A 1982-nucleotide genomic window follows, 5' to 3' on the forward strand; every position below is an offset into this window, starting at 1 on the left:
CCCCCGACTACTCTGCGGGTATGACGTCCGACGCCCCCACCCGCGCGTACCGTCGGCTCAGCGTCGAGGAGCGGCGCAGCCAGTTGCTGGACGCGGCCCTGGAACTCTTCGCGCACCACGCGCCCGAGGACGTCTCCCTCGACGACGTCGCGGAGGCGGCCGGCGTCTCACGCCCCCTCGTCTACCGCTACTTCCCCGGCGGCAAGCAGCAGCTCTACGAGGCGGCCCTGCGCACGGCCGCCGAGGAGCTGGAGCACTGCTTCGACGAACCCGCCGAGGGCCCCCTCACCAGCCGCCTCGCCCGCGCCCTCGACCGGTACCTGGATTTCGTGGACACCCACGACACCGGCTTCAGCGCCCTCCTCCAGGGCGGCAGCGTCGTGGAGACCTCCCGGGCGACGGCCATCGTGGACGGCGTCCGGCGGGCCGCCGCCGACCACATCCTGCGGCACCTGGACGTGGCCGAGCCCGGCCTGCGGCTGCGGATGACCGTCCGGATGTGGATCACCTCCGTGGAGGCCGCCTCCCTCATCTGGCTCGACGAGGGCAAGCGGCCGGACGTCGACGAGCTGCGGGACTGGCTCGTCGAGCAGTTCGTCGCCTGTCTCACCGCCACCGCCGGCCGCGACCCGCAGACCGCCGCCGTCGTACGGCACGCCCTCACCGTCGAGACTCCGGACGGCGCCGTGGGAGCCCTGGCCCGCCGCGTCCTGCCCGTGGTCGGCGACGCCGGCCACCTGCTGTGACGCCGATCCTGTGACACTGGTCGGGTGAAGAGCCAAGACACCCCCTTCGTCGGCGGCCCCCTCGACGGGCGCGTCCTGCCCGTGCTGCTCGGCATCACCGGGCACCCCCCGAAGACGTACCGGGTCCCGGTGCCCGACGCCGCCGGCGGCCCGCCGACGGTCCTCGTCTACCGCCGGGTCGACGCCGGCCGGGGCGGCCTCCTGCACCAGCTGTGGAAGTACGAGTACACGCCGGACGCGGACCCCCGGCGCCGCCTGAAGTGGCCCTGGTCAAAGCCGGACGTCCCGGCGGTCACCGGCACCCGGGACACCACGGACGGGCAATCCGCCACGCCGCCCGCGCGGCCGCGCCCCACCGACGAGTGACACCCCGGCACCGAACGGTCCACCCGGCGCGCGCCCGCCTCCCCCTCCCCCGATCCTGCCGGTGCGAGGTGGACGGCCCACCTGAGCACCGGAGGTGATGACGTGTCAGGACGGCTTCTGCGCCTGGTAGGTACGGCGACGGTCACGGCCCTCACGGTCGGCGCCCTCCTCACCACGGCCCCCGCACCCGCCACGGCCGCCACGGAACCCCCCGCCGCCGACGCACCGACCGACACGGCCGGCGCCACGTCACCCTCCCCCGATGACCGCTCGGTCGCCGATCTCCTCACCGACCTCCAACGGCTCCACCGCGAGGCCGAGAAGGCCGCCGAGGCCTACGGCAGGACCGGCCAGCAGCTGAGGCGGCAGCGGGCCGAGGTGGCGAGGCTCGACCATCGGCTCGCGGTGGCCCGGCTCTCCCTGCACGACAGCCGGGGCGCGGCCGGCCGACTGGCCCGGCAGCAGTACCAGAGCAGCAGCACCGCGCTCTCCCCGTACGTACGGCTGCTGATGAGCCGGGATCCGCACCGGGCGCTGGAGCAAGGCCATGTGATCGGACAGGTCGCCCGGGAGCGGGCCGAGACGATCGAGCGTCTGGTCGGCAGCGAACAGGACACCGACGCCCTCGCCCGCAGGGCCCGCGTGGCCCTGGACCGCCAGCTCACCCTCGCCGAGCAGCACAGACGAGAACACGACACCGCGTCCGACCGCCTGGACGAGATCGAGAAACTCCTCGCTTCGCTGACCCCGGCCCAACTCACCGCGGTGAGGAAATCAGAGAAGACCACCAAGGCCACACGATCGAAGCCGCCGGCCCCGGCCTCCTAGGGGCGCGGGGGAACTGCGCGAGAAGCCCCCCACACCCGCACC

The 1982-nt window shown here is 74.1% G+C and carries 3 protein-coding genes; all 3 read left to right on the plus strand.

Translation table 11 applies throughout. The features are described 5' to 3' along the window. Window positions 1-20 precede the first annotated feature (20 nt). The 3 genes from P1P70_RS43990 to P1P70_RS44000 all read left to right on the plus strand — a co-directional run bounded on the left by P1P70_RS43990 (window position 21) and on the right by P1P70_RS44000 (window position 1940). Window positions 21-746 carry a helix-turn-helix domain-containing protein gene (locus tag P1P70_RS43990; RefSeq protein WP_319248032.1) on the plus strand — a complete coding sequence of 242 codons (726 nt, stop codon included), beginning with the start codon at window positions 21-23 and terminating at the stop codon, window positions 744-746. 24 nt (window positions 747-770) lie between these two features. Further along, complete coding sequence (locus P1P70_RS43995) at window positions 771-1112, plus strand: hypothetical protein (RefSeq protein ID WP_319248029.1); 342 nt, start codon at window positions 771-773, stop codon at window positions 1110-1112. Window positions 1113-1214: 102 nt separating this feature from the next. Then, on the plus strand, window positions 1215-1940 hold the full coding sequence (locus P1P70_RS44000) for a hypothetical protein (RefSeq protein ID WP_319248030.1): 726 nt from the start codon (window positions 1215-1217) through the stop codon (window positions 1938-1940). Window positions 1941-1982 lie beyond the last annotated feature (42 nt).

The sequence above is a fragment of the Streptomyces sp. MB09-02B genome, from assembly GCF_033794485.1.
Lineage (GTDB): Bacteria > Actinomycetota > Actinomycetes > Streptomycetales > Streptomycetaceae > Streptomyces.

Coding starts and splice junctions, on each gene's coding strand:
- P1P70_RS43990 (WP_319248032.1), top strand. CDS start 21: ATGACGTCCGACGCCCCCACCCGCGCGTACCGTCGGCTCAGCGTCGAG.